Source organism: Stenotrophomonas sp. Y-13 (assembly GCF_046267925.1).
GTDB lineage: Bacteria > Pseudomonadota > Gammaproteobacteria > Xanthomonadales > Xanthomonadaceae > Stenotrophomonas > Stenotrophomonas acidaminiphila_A.
This window is the reverse complement of the sequence record NZ_CP176501.1, coordinates 1,443,892-1,459,026: the sequence shown is the minus strand read 5'-3', so window position 1 is coordinate 1,459,026 and position 15,135 is coordinate 1,443,892. Positions and strand designations below refer to the sequence as shown.

The window sequence follows — 15,135 nt, the reverse complement described above, 5'->3', positions numbered from 1 at the left end:
TTACTCCAGCCCGTCCAGCAGCGCGTCGACCTGGTCCAGCGTCAGGCGCTCGTGGTAGTGACCGTTGATGACCATCATCGGCGCGCCCGCGCAGCCGGCCAGGCACTCTTCCTCGCGCTTGAGGTAGACGCGGCCGTCCGGGGTCGATTCGCCGTGCTTGATGCCCAGCTTCTTCTCGCAATGGCGCACGATGTCCTCGGCGCCATTGAGCCAGCAGCTGATGTTGGTGCAGATGGCGACATTGTTGCGGCCGACCTTCTGGGTTTCGAACATCGAATAGAAGGTGGCGACCTCGTAGGCCCACACGAACGGCAGGTCCAGGTACTTGGCCACCGCGGCGATCAGTTCGTCGCTCAGCCAGCCCTGGTTCTGCTCCTGCGCGGCGTGCAGGCCCTGCAGCACCGCCGAGCGCTTGCGCTCCGGCGGGAACTTCGTCAGCCAGTGATCGATGTGAGCACGGGTCTTGTCGCTCAACACCACCATCGGGTCGACGTCGCGCGCCGCCTCGAAATTACCTGTCGCCTTCATCGGCCGACCTCAACCAATAGCAGATCCTGGGAAACCGGTGCCTGCAGCAGCATGGCCGCGCTGGCACCGGGCGTTGTGCGCTTGCCCGGCATTACCGGTCGACCTCGCCGAACACGAGGTCGTAGGTGCCGATCATCGCCACCACGTCGGCCAGCATGTGGCCGCGCACGATCGAGTCGATCGAGGACAGGTGGGCGAAGCCCGGCGCACGCAGGTGCACGCGGAACGGCTTGTTGGCGCCGTCGGAGACCAGGTAGCAGCCGAACTCGCCCTTGGGCGCCTCGACCGCGGCGTAGGTCTCGCCGGCCGGCACGCAGTAGCCTTCGCTGAACAGCTTGAAGTGGTGGATCAGCGCTTCCATGTCGTCCTTCATCTCCGCACGCGACGGAGGGGCGACCTTGAAATTGCGGACCATGACCGGGCCGGGGTTGGCCTTCAGCCAGCGCACGCACTGCTGGATGATCCGGTTGGACTGGCGCATCTCGGCGACGCGGACCAGGTAACGGTCGTAGCAGTCGCCGTTGGTGCCCAGCGGGATGTCGAAATCGACCGCGTCGTACTTGGCGTACGGCTGCTTCTTGCGCAGGTCCCAGGCGATGCCCGAGCCGCGCAGCATGGCGCCGGTCATGCCCCACGCCAGCGCGTGCTCCGGGCTGACCACGCCGATGCCGACGGTGCGCTGCTTCCAGATGCGGTTGTCGGTGAGCAGGGTCTCGTACTCGTCGACGCGCTTGGGGAACTCGTTGGTGAAGTTCTCCAGGAAGTCCAGCAGCGAGCCTTCGCGGGCCGCGTTCAGGCGCTTGAGCGCATTGCCCTTGTGCCAGCGCGATTCCTTGTACTTCGGCATCGTGTCCGGCAGGTCGCGGTAGACGCCGCCCGGACGGTAGTAGGCCGCGTGCATGCGCGCACCGGACACCGCCTCGTAGCAGTCCATCAGCTCCTCGCGCTCGCGGAACGCATACAGCATCACCGCCATCGCACCGAGGTCGAGCCCGTTCGAACCCAGCCACATCAGGTGGTTGAGGATGCGGGTGATCTCGTCGAACATCGTGCGGATGTACTGCGCGCGTTCCGGCACCTCGATACCCGCCAGGGTCTCGATCGCACGCACGTAGGCGTGCTCGTTGCACATCATCGAGCAGTAGTCCAGGCGATCCATGTAGCCGATCGACTGGTTGAACGGCTTGGACTCGGCCAGCTTCTCGGTGGCGCGATGCAGCAGGCCCACGTGCGGGTCGGCGCGCATGATGGTCTCGCCGTCCATCTCCAGGATCAGGCGCAGCACGCCATGCGCGGCCGGATGCTGCGGGCCGAAGTTCATGGTGTAGTTGCGGATCTCCTGCCGGGCTTCGGCGGGATTGCTGGCAAAGGCCCCGGTGGCCTGGTGGAACTCGCTCACTTGCTTGCCTCCGTCTGCGCGCGCTCGCCTTCGGCGGTCTGGAAGCGGGCGTCGTCGCGGATCACGCGCGGCACGCCCACGCGCGGTTCGACCGAAGTCACCGGCTCGTAGACCACGCGCTTCTTTTCTTCGTCGTAACGCACTTCGACGTTGCCGATCAGCGGGAAATCCTTGCGGAACGGATGGCCGACGAAACCGTAGTCGGTCAGGATGCGGCGCAGGTCCGGGTGGCCTTCGAAGATCACCCCGTACAGGTCGAACGCCTCGCGCTCGAACCAGTTCAGGCCCGGCCATACGCTGGTCAGCGACGCGACCACCGGCAGCGCCTCGTCCGGGGCGAAGCAGCGCATGCGCAGCAGCTGGTTGTGCTGGTAGGAACGCAGCTGCACGACCACGGCGAAGCGCTGCTTCGGCAGCGCGTCGGGCTGCGCGCCATTGGCGGTTTCGTGGCTGGGGAACTCACCCCAGGCGAAGCGGCCGGCACTCTTGCCTTCGACGCCACGACTGAAGCCGTGCGAGGAAACGTCGGACGTATCCCACTCGTCGCTGCCGTAGCCGAGATAGTCGACGCCGCACAGGTCGGTGGCGTGCTCGAAGCCGAACTCGTCGCGCAGGGCGACGGCCACGGCATGCCAGTCGGCCGACGGAACCTCCAGCGTCACTTCGCCGCGCGGTTCGACCACGGAGACCTGCGCACCGGCGAAACGCGCGCGAAGTCGGTCGATGAGTGAAGGTGCTTGCTGGGCCATGGGGGCTGGCGTGCTCTTGACTTGAAAGGGAATCAGCGGGCGATGGTCTGGGTGCGCCAGATCTTCTTCTGCAGCTGCAGGATGCCGTACACCAGCGCCTCGGCGGTCGGCGGGCAGCCCGGGACGTACACGTCCACCGGCACCACGCGGTCGCAGCCACGCACCACCGCGTACGAGTAGTGGTAGTAGCCACCGCCGTTGGCGCAGCTGCCCATCGAGATGACCCACTTCGGGTCGGGCATCTGGTCATAGACCTTGCGCAGCGCCGGGGCCATCTTGTTGACCAGGGTGCCGGCGACGATCATCACGTCGGACTGGCGCGGCGACGGGCGGAACACCACGCCATAGCGGTCCAGGTCCAGGCGCGAGGCGCCGGCGTGCATCATCTCGACCGCGCAGCAGGCCAGGCCGAAGGTCATCGGCCACATCGAGCCGGTGCGCGCCCAGTTCAGCAGGGCGTCGACGCTGGTGGTGACGTAGCCCTTCTCGAGCAGCGGATTGTCGCCTTCGGGCCGGAGGATGTCGTCAACCCGCCCTTCCGGGATGGGGTTGTTCATCAGGCCATCGAGAGTCTGAATCACTCCCATTCCAGCGCTCCCTTCTTCCACACGTAGATAAAGCCGAGGAACAGCATGCCCACGAACAGGCCCATGGTGACGAGCGAGCGGGCGCCCAGCTCCATGAACACCTGGGTCCAGGGCACGATGAAGATGATTTCCAGGTCAAAGACGATGAACTGGATGGCGATGAGGTAGTAGCGCACGTCGAACTTCATGCGCGCGTTCTCGAACGCCTCGAAGCCGCACTCGTACGGCGACAGTTTCTGCTCGTCGGGGCTGCGGGGGCCAAGGAAACGACCGATCAGCATCAGGGCGACGCCGATGCCGGTGGCGACGATCAGAAACAGCAGGGACGGCAAATATTCGGCCAGCACAGCGATTCTCTCTTGCCTCTGCCCGGGCACCTGCAGGCGCCCGCGCATGGGGATTGACGGGACTTGCCTCGGCGGGAGCTGCCGCATCCCGCATACCCGCATAACAAACTCATGGTGCCCAAGAGGGGACTCGAACCCCTACGACTTGCGTCGCTACCACCTCAAGGTAGTGCGTCTACCAATTCCGCCACCTGGGCTTACTTACGTCAGCGCACCGGCTCTGCAGTGCGGCGCGTATTGTAACCGTCTTCAGTCTTTATGCGAGCCCTCGGCGGGCTTTTCTTCGCTCTGCGCCGGATTATTTGCCGCAGGCGCCGCCTGCGGCACTTCGCCCGCGGCCGCGGCCTGCGGAACGGACTGCAGCTCGCCCGCCGGGGCGGCCGGCGCCTGGGCCTGGGACATGACGCCCAGCCCCTGCTCGGCCGGGCGCGCGCCATGGCTGGCGTACCAGGCCATGAACAGGCTGATGCCGAAGAACACCACGGCCAGCCACTTGGTGGACTTGGACAGGAAGTTGGACGCGCCACGGGCGCCGAACACCGTACCCGAAGCACCGGCGCCGAAGCCCGAGCCCGCCGCCGCGCCGGAGCCGCGCTGCATCAGGATCAGCGCGATCATCGCGACCGCCACCAGCACATAGACCACATTGAGGATCAACATCAGCATTTGAAATCCGTCCCGGACAGTTCCACCGTTAGCGACCGGCTGCCGCCCTCGCGATGGCCAGGAAATCTGCCGCCACCAGCGAAGCGCCGCCTACCAGCCCGCCATCGACGTCAGGCTGTGAGAACAGCTCTGCAGCATTGTCGGGCTTCACGCTGCCGCCATACAGGATCGGCAGCGAATCAGCGATTCTAGCATCGCGCCCGGCGACTTCGCCACGGATGAAGGCGTGCACGGCCTGCGCCTGCTCCGGACTGGCGGTACGGCCGGTGCCGATGGCCCAGACCGGCTCATACGCCACCACCGCCCCGGCGAAGGCATCGACCCCGGCCAGCTCCAGCACCGGTGCCAGCTGCGCGGCGATGACCTGCTCGGTCTGCCCGGCTTCGCGCTGCTCCAGCGTCTCACCGACGCACAAGACCGGCACCAGGCCGGCATGCACCGCGGCCACGAACTTGCGCGCGACCAGCGCGCTGCTTTCATGATGGTACTGGCGACGCTCGGAGTGGCCGACCAGGCCGTACCTGGCCCCCACGTCCACCAGCATCGCGGCCGAGACCTCGCCGGTGTAGGCGCCCTTCTCGTTGCTGCTGACGTCCTGCGAGCCGAAGGCCAGCGCGGTGCCCTCGAAGTCCTCGACCAGATCCCCCAGGTAGGGCAGCGGCGGCAGGATCACCAGCTCGACCCCCTGCAGCGGCAGGCCGGCAGCCACCTGCCCCACCAGTTCGGTGGCGAATTGACGGCTGCCATGCAGCTTCCAGTTACCGGCAACGATGGTGCGGCGCATTCAGGAGCGACTCCAAGGTGAAAAGTGGGCGAAGGATAGCCCACTCCGGACAGCCGCAGGACAACCGGCGGACAATACGGGACACCCGCCACGGCACCGCCCGCCGCGCGCCGCGCGCAGGCGGCATGACGGCGAAGGCCGCCTCGCGGCGGCCTTCGTTGCTTACTTCAGCTTGATCTCGCGCAGGCGCTCCTCGAGGAAGCCATGGGCGGTGATCGCCTCCGGGTACCGGCTCGGGTTGTCCGCGGTGATGCACGAGGGCAGCACGTCGATCAGGAAATCCGGGTTCGGGTGCAGGAAGAACGGCACCGAGTAACGCGGCTGGCGGGCCAGCTCGCCCGGGGGGTTGACCACGCGGTGGATGGTCGACGGGTACACATGGTTGGTCAGGCGCTGCAGCATGTCGCCGATGTTGACCACGATGGTGTCCGCATCGGACGTGAACGGCACCCACTCGCCATCGTGCGACTGCACTTCCAGCCCCGCGGCGCTGGCGCCGACCAGCAGGGTGATGAAATTGATGTCGCCGTGGGCGCCGGCACGCACGTTCGGGATGTCGTCGGTGGTGATCGGCGGGTAGTGGATCGGACGCAGGATCGAGTTGCCGTTGTTGGTCTTGTCGGCGAAGAAATCATGCGGCAGCCCGATGTGCAGGGCCAGCGCCGACAACACGCGCGACCCCAGGTTGTCCAGCGCCTGGTACAGGCCATAGCCGCGCTCGCGGAACCCGGGCACCTCACTGGGCCACAGGTTCGGCGGCATCACCTCGCGGTACGGCGAGTCGTCGGGGATTTCCCGGCCGATGTGCCAGAACTCCTTCAGGTCGAAGTGCTTGGAGCCCTTGGCGGTCTCCACGCCGAACGGGGTGTAGCCGCGGGCGCCGCCGCCGCCGGCCACGTGGTACTTGCGCTTGACCTCTTCGGGCAGGGCGAAGAACGCCTTGAAGGCATCGTAGGCCGCGTCGATGTCGGCCTGCGGGATGCCGTGGTTGCGGATGCCCGCGAACCCCCACTGGCGATAGGCCGCACCCAGCTCGGCCACGAAGGCCTCGCGGTCGCTGTCGAAGCGGGTGATGTCGAGGGTTGGGATCTTGCTCACAGCGGTTCCTGGCTTGTCATGGATATCCGGGCCGGCAGCACCCTGTCGCCCGTCTGAATATTGTGACAGATCGCCCTTGTGGCCGGTCGCTGACACATTGATACAAAAGGATACAATTCGAGCGCCCGCGGCGGGCGCCGGACCGGCACCCCGCCCCGGTCCCTTCCCCACCCCGTGGCCTGCATGGAACCCGCCCCGCTGACGGACCGCCCGCTGAAGATCCTGCATACCGAAGCCGCGCGCGGCATGGGTGGCCAGGAGATCTACCTGCTGCGCCACCTGCTGGCCATGCGCGCGCGTGGACACGACATGTCCCTGCTGTGCCAGCCCGGCGCGCGCCTGGCCGAGGCCGCGCGCGACCACGGCTTCGTCGTGCACACGCTGGAGATGGGCGGGCTGCCGCGGCTGCTGCGGGGCATCCCCGCGGTACGCCACCTGGTGCGCACGCACCGCTATGACGTGGTCAACGTCACCAGCCGCCGCGATGCGCTGATCGCCGCCGCCGGGGCACGCCTGGCGGGCGCTCCGCTGGTGGTGCGCTCGCGCCACCTGATGAGCCCGGTGCACTCGCTGCTGACCTACACCTGGCTGCCGCAGCGGGTCATCACCGTCAGCCAGTTCGTCAAGCGCCTGCTGCAGGAACGCGGCATCGCCCCGGGGCGGATCGGCGTGGTGCCGCCGATGGCGCAATCGCCGCTGCCCAGCGGCGATGAACCGCCGGCGCGCTCCTGGGCGGAGCTGCGGCAACTGCGCGCCGAGATCCGCGCCGGACTGGGTTTCGGCGAGGACGACGTCGTGGTCGGGTGCGTGGCGGTGCTGCGCGAGCCCAAGGGCCACCTCGACCTGCTCGACGCGATCGCGCCGCTGTGCCGGGCGGACCCGAAACTGCACCTGCTGATCGTCGGCGACGGCGAGCCGGTCATGGCCCGGCTTAAGGCCATGCGCGCGCAGTACGGCATCGAGAGCCAGGTGCACCTGCCCGGCTACCGCGCCGACGCGGCGCGACTGATGGCCGGCTTCGACGTGTTCGCCCTGCCCAGCCACAAGGAGGCCGCCGGGACCGTGTTCCTGGAGGCCGCCCAGGCCGGCGTGCCGATCGTCGCCACGCGCGTGGGCGGCATTCCGGAAATGGTGGTCGAGCAGGCCAATGCTATTCTCGTCGCGCCCGGGGATCCGGCCGCGTTGACCGCCGCGCTGCGTACGCTGGCGGCCTGCGGCGAACTCCGCCAGGCGATGGGCCGCGCCGGCCTGGACTGGATCCGCGGCGAACACCGCTTCACGGCGGCGGGGCATTGCGAAGCCACCGAACACCTTTACCACCAGTGGCTCGAGGAATTGGGACATGGCCCACGCCAAGTCGGTACCGGTGCTGATGCACCACCACGTCAGCCCGTCGCCGGGCATGATCACCGTCTCACCGGAAAACTTTGAAAGCCAGATCGCCTGGCTGGCCGCCGACGGCTGGACCTCGCTGACCATGCAGCAGTACGCCGGCTTCCTGGCCGGCGCGCCGGTGCCGCGCAAATCCATCCTCATCACCTTCGACGACGGCTACCTGGACAACTGGGTCTACGCCCACCCTGTCCTGCAGAAGTACGGCATGCACGCGGTCGTGTTCCTGGTCACCGGCTGGATGGGCCAGGGCGAGGTACGCCCGCACGCGGGCCAAGCCGGCATGGCGCTGCCGTCCACGCCGGACCACCGCGGCTGCGAGGACGCGATCTTCCGCCTGGACCGCGCCGACGAGGTGATGATGCGCTGGAGCGAAGCACGCGCGGCCATCGCCGCCGGCACCTTCGAGATGCACTGCCATACCCATACGCATACCCGCTGGCTGCGCATGGAAATCAGCCGCGAGGCGAAGTGCGCGGGCATCCGCGAGGACCTGGTGCGCGCACGCGATGAACTGCGCAGGGAACTGGGCGAGGCCTCCGACACCCTGTGCTGGCCCTATGGCGATTTCGACGAGGACTACGTGCGGATCGCGCGCGAACTCGGCTTCCGCTACCTGCATACCACCCATCCGTTCGGCCGCAACCTGGTGGGCGGGGACCCGGAGCACATCTACCGTTTCGCCATCCGCAACCGGCCGGCGAAGTGGCTGCGCAAGCGCATCGCCAGCAGCTACCACCCGTTGATCGCGCCGCTGTTCAACCGCTTCAAGGCGCAGCGCCGGGGCATGGTCGCCGGGCCGTGACCGGCGCCGGGCGCCCGGCACCGCCGCGGGGCAGCGCATGCCGCCGGCACGCCAGGCTGCCTTCAGGGATGGCGGGAAGACAAAGCAAAACGCCCCGGGATCCGGGGCGTTTGGTCATGCCGCGGCGGCCTTGACCGCGTCGGCCAGGCGCTCAAGCGTGGCCTGCATCAGCCCGGCGTCGTCGGCCTCCACCGTCACCCGCACCACCGGCTCGGTGCCGGACGGACGCAGAAACGCGCGTCCGCGCCCGACGATCGCGACCTGCGCGCCGGCCAGTGCCGCGGCCACCGCGGGTGAGCGGACGATCTCCTTGGCGGACATGCCCTGCCCGACCCGGACATTGATGGTCTGCTGCGGCACCCGGCTGAGCCCGGCCAGCGCCTGCTGCAGGGTGATGCCGCGGCGCCGGAGCACCTCCAGCACCTGCAGCGCGCTGATGATGCCGTCGCCGGTGGTGGCCCGGTCCAGGCACAGCAGGTGGCCCGAGGCTTCGCCGCCGAGCACGCCATGGTGTTCCAGCAGCGCCTTGTGCACGTAGCGGTCGCCGACGTCGGCGCGCAGGAAACCGATGCCGGCCTGCGCCAGCGCCTGCTCGAACCCGTAGTTGGTCATCAGCGTGCCCACCACCGGCCCGTGCAGGCGGCCACTGGCCTTCCAGTCCAGCGCCAGCAGGTACAGCAGGTCGTCGCCATCGTGCACCACGCCATCGCTGTCCACGAACAGCAGGCGGTCGCCATCGCCGTCGAAGGCGATGCCCAGGTGGGCCCCGCTGGCGCGCACCCGGGCGGCCAGCGCCTGCGGGTACATCGAGCCGACCCCGTCGTTGATGTTCACGCCGTTGGGCTCGACGCCCATCGCCTCGACGCTGGCACCCAGTTCGCGCAGCACCAGCGGCGCCACCTGGTAGGTCGCGCCATTGGCGCAATCGACCACGATGCGCATGCCCTGCAGGTCGAAGTCGCGCGGCACCGAATTCTTGCAGGCCTCGACATAGCGGCCGATCGCATCGCGCGTGCGCACCGCCTTACCCAGGTGTTCGGACGCCACGGTCGCGAACGGCTGCTCAAGCGCGGCCTCGATCGACAGCTCGGTGGCGTCGTCGAGCTTCTCGCCCTGCGCGGAGAAGAACTTGATGCCGTTGTCGTGGTGCGGGTTGTGCGAGGCGGAGATGACGATGCCACCGTCGGCGCGCAGCGAGCGGGTCAGGTGCGCCACCGCCGGGGTCGGCATCGGCCCCATCAGCTGCACGTGCACCCCGGCCGCCACCAGCCCGGCCTCCAGCGCGGCCTCGAACATGTAGTTGGAGATGCGCGTGTCCTTGCCGATCACCACCAGCGGCTTGCGGCCGGCGACGCGCGCCTGGGTGGCGCGCACCAGCGCCTGGCCGTAGGCATTGCCCAGGCGCAGCACGAAATCGGCGGAAATCGCGCCTTCACCGACCCGGCCGCGGATGCCGTCGGTGCCGAAATACCTGCGCGCCACCATCAGGCGGCGGCCACGTCGTCGGCCGGGCGCTCGCGGCGCATCAGCATCGCCAGCAGGTCGGCCAGGCGCTCGCGCATCTCGCGGCGGTCGCAGATCTGGTCGATGGCGCCGTGCTCGAGCAGGAACTCGGAACGCTGGAAGCCTTCGGGCAGCTTCTCGCGCACGGTCTGCTCGATCACCCGCGGGCCGGCGAAGCCGATCAGCGCCTGCGGCTCGGCGATGTTGATGTCGCCCAGCATCGCGAACGAGGCGGACACGCCACCGGTGGTGGGATGGGTCAGCACCGAGATGTACGGCAGGCCGGCTTCGCGCAGCTTGCCCAGCGCGGCCGAAGTCTTGGCCATCTGCATCAGCGAGAACAGGCCTTCCTGCATGCGCGCGCCGCCGCTGGCGGAGAAGCACACGAACGGCGCGCCGATTTCCAGGGCGGTCTCGGCCGCCAGTGCGAAGCGCTCGCCGACCACCGAGCCCATCGAGCCGCCCATGAAGGCAAAATCGAACGAGGCCGCGACCAGCGGGTGTCCCTTCACGGTGCCGCGCATCGCCACCAGCGCGTCGTACTCGCCGGTGTTCTTCTGCGAGGCCTTGATGCGTTCGGCGTACTTCTTCTGGTCCTTGAACTTGAGCAGGTCGGTCGGCCCGAGGCGCGCGGCGATCTCGGTGGTGCTGTCGGCATCGAACAGCGACGCCAGGCGGGCCCGGGCGCGGATCGCCATGTGGTGGCCGCACTTGGGGCAGACCTCCAGGTTCTCCTCCAGCTCCGGCCGGTACAGGGCGGCACCGCAACTGCTGCACTTTTCCCAAAGCCCCTCGGGGACGCTGCGTTTCCGGTTGGGCGTGTTGTCGGTGCGGATGCCCGAAGGCATCAATTTGCTGAGCCAGCTCATGCGGGATGACGGTTCCGTTCTAGGCGGCCCGGGGGCCGCGACAGGGCCGACAGTCTAGCGCGCGGCGGCAAACCGACGGTAGCGTACAGAGCCCGGGCCGGCAGCATCGCGCGGAAACGCGATGGCACCCCGCCCTGCCCGATCGACCTCCCTCCCGGGTCGTCCCGCCGGCCAGCCGCGGGACGCGCCGGCGTCCGCCGCGGACAGGTCCGCGCGGGCCTAGGGGCGGGCGCCGCCCAGGGGCGCTGGCACCGCGCCCGTCAGGCCGCTGCCCGGTGCGTCGTGCGCCCCCAGCCAGCGCCGCCGCACGGCGCGGTCGCAGGGGTCCGAATAGAACCGCGCCAGCAGCGCCCCGAGCGCCCAGCACAGGCCCAGCAACGGCAGGTACCACCAGAACCCGGAACGGATATCGCTGCCACCGTGGCGGTACAGCGCCACCAGACCGAACACCACGAACATGTGGGTCAGGTAGATTTCGTAGCTGAGCCGGCCGCAGGCACGCAGCCAGCCCAGTCCGCGCATCGGCGCGCCCGTACCGCCGCCGTGCAGGCCGGCAATGAGCATCGCCGCCGACCCGGTCAGCACCAGCATGTAGCCGTTGCCGAGCGACGCCCACAGCTCGCGCCCATACAGCGGCACCGCCAACAGGCCCAGCACGCCCGCCACGCGCAGCAGCCGCGCGGTCCGCGGCGGTGGCGGCCAGCGCTCGATGAGCAACGCGGCCAGCACGCCGGTGGCGATGGCCGCCATTCCCGGCAGATAGGCCTTCTCCTGCCATATCGCGTTGCCCGCCAGGGCGGCGCGGGTGAACGGCAGCGACAGCGCCGCCAGCGCCAGCAGCACGAGCAGCGGCGTGCGCCGGCGCAGCAGCAGGCACAGCAGCGGGAAGCCCAGGTAGAACACTTCCTCGATCGACAGCGACCACAGCACGTCCCAGCCACCGGGCAACCAGCCGGTGCGGCCCTCGTACCAGTTCAGGTGCAGGCCCAGGGCCGAGAACAGCGCGCCGCCCAGCGACTGGCCTTCGCCGTCGATCACGTAGGACGGCACGCCGGCCAGGTGCAGCACACTCAACACCGCCAGCAGCAGCAACAGGCACGGCAGGATGCGCGCGGCACGGCGCACGTAGAAGGCGCGCAGGTCGATGGACGACAGCGCGCCCCAGCGCCGCAACGAATGCGACGCGATCAGGAAGCCGGACACGACGAAGAACACGAAGACCGCCTCGTAGCCGTTGTAGCTCAGCGCGTCGAGCACGCGCCGCGGCAGCACGTCGCCCAGTGCGGTATCGCGCAACGGGATGCGCAGCGCCAGGTGGTGCAGCACCACCATCACGATCGAGACACCACGCAAGGCGTCGATGCCGGGGTTGCGGCCACCGGCCTGCATCATTGAACCGTTCAAGCGCCATCCTGCGGACCCGGGCCGGTCCGCATTATCCATGCCCGGCACCCGCGCGTGGCGGGTGCGTCGCTCAGGCGTCCAGCGCCTGCCGCAGCGGCGCCAGGAAAGCGCCGGCGCCGTGCACCGCCGCTTCCACGGCGTCGGCTGAGGCCATCGCCGCGACCAGCGCGCTGCCCACCACCACGCCATCGGCATCGGCCGCCATCGCCGCCGCGCTGGCGGCGTCCTTGATCCCGAACCCCGCCACCACCGGCACCTTCGAGCGGCTGCGCAGCAGCCGCAGGCGTTCGCCGGCGGCGGCACTGTCCAACCGCTCCGAAGCGCCGGTGACGCCGGCGAAACTGACGTAGTAAAGGTAGCCCTGCGCGGCGTCGCACAGGCCATCGAGCCGCGCCTGGCTGCTGGTCGGCGAGGCCAGCAGGATCAGCGCCAGCCCGGCGGCGCTGAACGCGGCGCGGATCTCGGCGGCTTCTTCCGGCGGCAGGTCGACCAGCAGCACGCCGTCGACGCCGGCCTCCACCGCCTCGCTGGCGAACCGGGCGGCACCGCGGATTTCCACCGGGTTGAGATAGCCCATCAGCACCACCGGAGTGAGCGCGTCCTGCATGCGGAACCGGGCCACGCTGTCGAGCACGTAACGGCGGCCGGCACCGCGCGCCAGCGCGCGCTCGGAACTGCGCTGGATCGTCGGGCCGTCGGCCATCGGGTCGGAAAACGGCACGCCCAGCTCGATCACGTCGGCGCCGGCGGCGACCAGCGCGTGCATCACCGGCACGGTGGCTTCCAGCGAAGGATCACCGGCGGTGATGAACGGGATCAACACCTTGCGCCCGGAGGCGCGCAGGCGGGCAAAGCACGCGTCGATACGGTTCACGGTCATCTCAGGCACATCCTTCAATCAGTTCCACCGCATCCGGCCGGCCCCAGTAGATCGAGGTCACCACGCCGTCGAGGGTTTCCAGGCGCAGCGCCAGGTCGGCCTGCGCGTCGGTCCAGGTCAGGTAGTCGCCGTTGGGCGATACGTAGGCGTGCGGGCTGACCACGACGCCGGCCGGCAGGCGCTTCTTCGCCTCGGCCACGTCCATGCCCACCCACAGCCCGAACGGCACGACGGGCGCACCCGCCGGCCGCGTGTGCACGCGCACTCCCGGGTCGCCTTCGCCATCCACGTCGAAACGCACGATGTGGTCGGCGATCACCATCATCGACATGCCTTCGGGCAGCGAGCCGCGGTCGTAGTACTCGCAGTCGCCCTCCATCGCCTCGCGCATGCCGGCCGCTACGAAGGCCGCGTCGCCCGGCGCCTTGCCGAACGCGGCGCCGATCCGCAGGTCGCCCACGGCGGCCAGCTGCGCCGCTGCATCCCTCGCTTCCGGTGCGGCGGCCGGTGCGGGTGCGGCGGGCGCGGCGGTCGGTGCCGGCGTGGCCGCGGGCGGCGCCGGCGTGCACGCCGCCAGCGCCAGCGCGAGGCAGGCCAGCGCGACGCCGCGCATGACCGGCGCGCGCGGCGCCTGCCTGCCGTCGGTGGCGGATCGGATCAGGCGCGGCGCACAGGCGATGCGCGGGCACTGCGGGCAGCACGTGGCGGACCCGCGCTGGGCGCAGCGGGCGCGTGGGCAGGCACTCACAGCGACAGCCCTTCGCGCGCGGCGATGGTATGCACGTCCTTGTCGCCGCGGCCGGACAGATTGCACAGCACCAGCGCGTCCTTCGGCAGGTCGCGCGCCAGCTTGATCGCCTGCGCCACCGCGTGGCTGGATTCCAGCGCCGGCAGGATGCCCTCGGTGCGGGTCAGGCGGTGGAATGCCGCCAGCGCCTCGTCGTCGGTGATGCCCACGTACTGCGCGCGGCCGCTGTCGGCCAGGAACGCATGCTCGGGGCCGACGCCCGGGTAATCCAGGCCGGCGGAGATGGAATGAGTCTCGGTGATCTGGCCGTCGTCGTCGCACAGCACGTAGGTGCGGTTGCCATGCAGCACGCCGGGGCGACCGGCCGAGATGGAAGCCGCGTGACGCCCGCTGGCGATGCCGTCGCCGGCCGCCTCGGCGCCGTAGATCTTCACCCCGCGGTCGTTGAGGAAGGCATGGAACAGGCCGATCGCGTTGGAGCCGCCGCCGACGCAGGCGGTGATCGCATCGGGCAGGCGGCCGTAGTCTTCCAGCATCTGCGCGCGCGCCTCGCGGCCGACGATGGCGTTGAAGTCGCGCACCATGCGCGGATACGGGTCCGGGCCGGCGACGGTGCCGATGATGTAGAAGGTGTCGCGCACGTTGGTCACCCAGTCGCGCATCGCCTCGTTGAGCGCGTCCTTGAGCGTGGCCGAGCCGCTGCTCACCGGCACCACCGTGGCGCCCAGCAGCTTCATCCGGTAGACGTTGATCTTCTGCCGCTCGATGTCGGTGGCGCCCATGTAGACCACGCACTCCAGGCCCAGGCGCGCAGCCACGGTGGCACTGGCCACGCCATGCTGGCCGGCACCGGTCTCGGCGATGATGCGGGTCTTGCCCATGCGCGCGGCCAGCAGCGCCTGGCCGATGGTGTTGTTCACCTTGTGCGCGCCGGTATGGTTGAGGTCTTCGCGCTTGAGCAGGATCTGCGCGCCGCCGACATCACGGCTCAGGCGCTCGGCGTGGTAGATCGGGCTGGGCCGGCCGACGTAGTGCTTCAGGTCCTTGTCATAGGCGGCGATGAACGCCGGATCGACCCGCGCCTGGTCGTAGGCGGCAGCCAGCTCCTGCAGCGGCCCGACCAGGGTCTCGGCGACGAAACTGCCGCCGTAGCGGCCGAAATGCCCGTGGGCGTCGGGGAAGGCATGGAAATCGGGGATGGGTGCAGCGGTCATGGCATCACGCGGGGCGGGACAGGCCTGCACCGTAGCGCACGCGCGCGTCCGTGAAAATCGATATATGCGCTGTAATGTGTTAGAAAAACTCACATGAAAAAACAACCGGGCAGCTGTTCTTCTTGGCAACACCGCCCGCAGGGTGGCGCGGGGCCGGCTTTT

The 15,135-nt window shown here is 69.2% G+C and carries 16 protein-coding genes and 1 tRNA gene; 2 read left to right on the top strand and 15 right to left on the bottom strand.

Going from position 1 to position 15,135, the window contains the following annotated elements; all coding sequences use genetic code 11:
- The 9 genes from nuoE to ACJ7VY_RS06460 form a co-directional block, all read right to left on the bottom strand.
- Positions 1 to 528 carry an NADH-quinone oxidoreductase subunit NuoE gene (nuoE, locus tag ACJ7VY_RS06500; RefSeq protein ID WP_104938567.1) on the bottom strand — a complete coding sequence of 176 codons (528 nt, stop codon included), beginning with the start codon at positions 526 to 528 and terminating at the stop codon, positions 1 to 3.
- Positions 529 to 619: 91 nt separating this feature from the next.
- Positions 620 to 1,927 carry an NADH-quinone oxidoreductase subunit D gene (locus ACJ7VY_RS06495; protein WP_104938566.1) on the bottom strand — a complete coding sequence of 436 codons (1,308 nt, stop codon included), beginning with the start codon at positions 1,925 to 1,927 and terminating at the stop codon, positions 620 to 622.
- Positions 1,924 to 2,676 (bottom strand): NADH-quinone oxidoreductase subunit C, encoded by a 753-nt coding sequence (locus ACJ7VY_RS06490; protein ID WP_161613144.1) that lies wholly within the window; start codon positions 2,674 to 2,676, stop codon positions 1,924 to 1,926. Before ACJ7VY_RS06490 ends, ACJ7VY_RS06495 begins: the two co-directional genes overlap by 4 nt.
- 32 nt (positions 2,677 to 2,708) lie before the next feature.
- Positions 2,709 to 3,263 (bottom strand): NuoB/complex I 20 kDa subunit family protein, encoded by a 555-nt coding sequence (locus ACJ7VY_RS06485; protein ID WP_054664850.1) that lies wholly within the window; start codon positions 3,261 to 3,263, stop codon positions 2,709 to 2,711.
- A complete protein-coding gene (locus ACJ7VY_RS06480) occupies positions 3,254 to 3,610 on the bottom strand; it encodes an NADH-quinone oxidoreductase subunit A (protein ID WP_054664847.1) in 357 nt (118 codons plus the stop codon). Before ACJ7VY_RS06480 ends, ACJ7VY_RS06485 begins: the two co-directional genes overlap by 10 nt.
- Before the next feature lie 112 nt (positions 3,611 to 3,722).
- A tRNA-Leu gene (locus ACJ7VY_RS06475) sits at positions 3,723 to 3,807 on the bottom strand.
- Between the two features lie 52 nt (positions 3,808 to 3,859).
- A complete protein-coding gene (gene secG, locus ACJ7VY_RS06470; protein WP_313249054.1) occupies positions 3,860 to 4,276 on the bottom strand; it encodes a preprotein translocase subunit SecG in 417 nt (138 codons plus the stop codon).
- 28 nt (positions 4,277 to 4,304) lie between these two features.
- On the bottom strand, positions 4,305 to 5,060 hold the full coding sequence (gene tpiA, locus ACJ7VY_RS06465; protein WP_313249052.1) for a triose-phosphate isomerase: 756 nt from the start codon (positions 5,058 to 5,060) through the stop codon (positions 4,305 to 4,307).
- Between the two features lie 162 nt (positions 5,061 to 5,222).
- On the bottom strand, positions 5,223 to 6,158 hold the full coding sequence (locus ACJ7VY_RS06460) for an isopenicillin N synthase family dioxygenase (RefSeq protein ID WP_409476599.1): 936 nt from the start codon (positions 6,156 to 6,158) through the stop codon (positions 5,223 to 5,225).
- A gap of 183 nt (positions 6,159 to 6,341) precedes the next feature.
- Between ACJ7VY_RS06460 and ACJ7VY_RS06455 the strand changes: the two genes are divergently transcribed.
- Both ACJ7VY_RS06455 and ACJ7VY_RS06450 read left to right on the top strand, forming a co-directional pair.
- On the top strand, positions 6,342 to 7,589 hold the full coding sequence (locus ACJ7VY_RS06455) for a glycosyltransferase family 4 protein (protein WP_240211444.1): 1,248 nt from the start codon (positions 6,342 to 6,344) through the stop codon (positions 7,587 to 7,589).
- Entirely contained in the window at positions 7,501 to 8,355 is an 855-nt protein-coding gene (locus tag ACJ7VY_RS06450) for a polysaccharide deacetylase family protein (protein ID WP_240211445.1), read from the top strand. Before ACJ7VY_RS06455 ends, ACJ7VY_RS06450 begins: the two co-directional genes overlap by 89 nt.
- 114 nt (positions 8,356 to 8,469) lie before the next feature.
- Here ACJ7VY_RS06450 and glmM read toward each other — a convergent pair whose 3' ends face one another.
- The 6 genes from glmM to trpB form a co-directional block, all read right to left on the bottom strand.
- Positions 8,470 to 9,840, bottom strand: coding sequence for a phosphoglucosamine mutase (gene glmM, locus ACJ7VY_RS06445; protein ID WP_161613147.1), 1,371 nt, complete (start codon positions 9,838 to 9,840; stop codon positions 8,470 to 8,472).
- Entirely contained in the window at positions 9,840 to 10,727 is an 888-nt protein-coding gene (gene accD / locus ACJ7VY_RS06440) for an acetyl-CoA carboxylase, carboxyltransferase subunit beta (RefSeq protein WP_409476598.1), read from the bottom strand. The genes glmM and accD overlap by 1 nt, the downstream gene beginning before the upstream one ends.
- Positions 10,728 to 10,946: 219 nt before the next feature.
- Complete coding sequence (locus tag ACJ7VY_RS06435) at positions 10,947 to 12,131, bottom strand: acyltransferase family protein (RefSeq protein WP_409476597.1); 1,185 nt, start codon at positions 12,129 to 12,131, stop codon at positions 10,947 to 10,949.
- Positions 12,132 to 12,201: 70 nt separating this feature from the next.
- Positions 12,202 to 13,005 (bottom strand): tryptophan synthase subunit alpha, encoded by an 804-nt coding sequence (gene trpA, locus ACJ7VY_RS06430; protein ID WP_409476792.1) that lies wholly within the window; start codon positions 13,003 to 13,005, stop codon positions 12,202 to 12,204.
- Positions 13,006 to 13,012: 7 nt separating this feature from the next.
- Positions 13,013 to 13,624: a hypothetical protein gene (locus tag ACJ7VY_RS06425; RefSeq protein ID WP_409476596.1), complete on the bottom strand. Its 612-nt coding sequence runs from the start codon at positions 13,622 to 13,624 to the stop codon at positions 13,013 to 13,015.
- Positions 13,625 to 13,755: 131 nt separating this feature from the next.
- Positions 13,756 to 14,973: a tryptophan synthase subunit beta gene (gene trpB / locus ACJ7VY_RS06420; RefSeq protein ID WP_104938557.1), complete on the bottom strand. Its 1,218-nt coding sequence runs from the start codon at positions 14,971 to 14,973 to the stop codon at positions 13,756 to 13,758.
- Between the last annotated feature and the right edge of the window lie 162 nt (positions 14,974 to 15,135).